Source organism: Neptunomonas sp. ABH4_499 (assembly GCF_056160565.1).
The window spans coordinates 1-1,357 of the sequence record NZ_JBSWXK010000038.1; the positions used below are offsets into that span (position 1 = coordinate 1).

Annotated in this window: 2 protein-coding genes; both read right to left on the reverse strand. The window is 43.5% G+C overall.

Annotated features, from left to right (window positions below; all coding sequences use genetic code 11):
* Positions 1 to 217 (reverse strand): transposase (locus tag ACXAF9_RS18125; RefSeq protein WP_475076816.1); only part of this gene is annotated, 217 nt, incomplete at its 3' end.
* Between the two features lie 586 nt (positions 218 to 803).
* Positions 804 to 1,199, reverse strand: a complete 396-nt coding sequence (locus ACXAF9_RS18130) for a VOC family protein (protein WP_475076819.1) — start codon at positions 1,197 to 1,199, stop codon at positions 804 to 806.
* Positions 1,200 to 1,357 lie beyond the last annotated feature (158 nt).

Consider the following 1,357-nt stretch of genomic DNA (forward strand, 5'->3'; position numbering starts at 1 on the left):
AATAGGCAAATAAAACGATTTTCAATAAAAGCGCAGGATCATAAGCAGGTGCACCGTTATGGTCGTTACGATAACGGGATTCAAACACACTAAGGTCGAGTTCATTATCAACAACGTGATTAAGGGTATATTCGAAGGTTCCCTTCTGGATTTGATCTGCAAACCGCAACGGAATCATCTTGGTCTGTTCGTAATCGTAGTGTTTGAAGCGTGCCATCCGTTGCACCATGCGGGGTAAAGTTTGTTTCAAGCAGTGTAACCGAGGATTCGACCGCAGGTCGAGGGCTGCAAAACTTATCCGACAGCCTCAACGCCCAAAGCAACCGCGCCGCAGGCGTCGAATTGCCTATTCTTGTTAAATGCTTTTGTTCGTTCCACACATTAAGCATTTTTGATATGGCCCGTAACGGCCGTCCTTGAATTCAGTAATACCGCCGCAGTTATGGCAGAACTCACTGGAGCCTTTGTCCCAACGCCAAAGCCGGTAACCGCAATATACAGCCCATAAAACGCTGATAGAAAATAAAGCGATACTCAGTAGTGCCATTCCTTTAACAAATAGATCAGAAATGCCACTAAAAAGCGAGCTATGTCCCAGTCCATCAAAACCGTTCATGGCTATGAATAGCAATACAAATGAACATAGAAAGAGAAAGATAGGTATACGAAAAAGTTTAAGTAACATCCAATTCATGATTCAACATCCATATTCAGAGCGCGGCTATTTAACGCAAAGCACAGCGGCGAGCGACGAAGGAGCGAGTCCCAGCGGCTACGCCGCGGCTGGTGCGTATTGTTATAACTTAGCTTGCTATTGGCGTACATAGCTCTAGTAAAACTCCGGATGGACAGCGCAAATAAGAAACTATTTGCCCCCAAGGTTTACGTTCAGGAGCTTTTAGCTCAGTAGCACCATACTTTAGGGCCGCTGAATGTGCCGAATTGACATCATCTGTAACCAAAGCGATTTCTGTGCCCAGCGGCTTCTCTGATTCGGAGCCGCTGACATAACCACCTTTAAAATTTGACTCGCCTAGCTCGTGTGATGCAAACGAGAGCGTTGTTTCTCCGGTACTAAGCTCACCGTAATCTTTTTCTTCTGTGATGAACTTTCGAATCATGCCAAACGCACTTTCATAAAATGATAGAGCCTCATTTACATCAGCAACATAAATAATTGTGTATCCAAACTTAATCACTTATTTCTCCGAAATGTATTGAGTTATAACGAGACTGTCGGATTAGACATTTAACACCATAAGACTCCATCCCACAGTCCTCCTTCATATTCTTTAACGCCTAAAAAAAGTTTTTTTTCGGGCTCACTTTTGATGTATTCAAACACATTTTATATCGC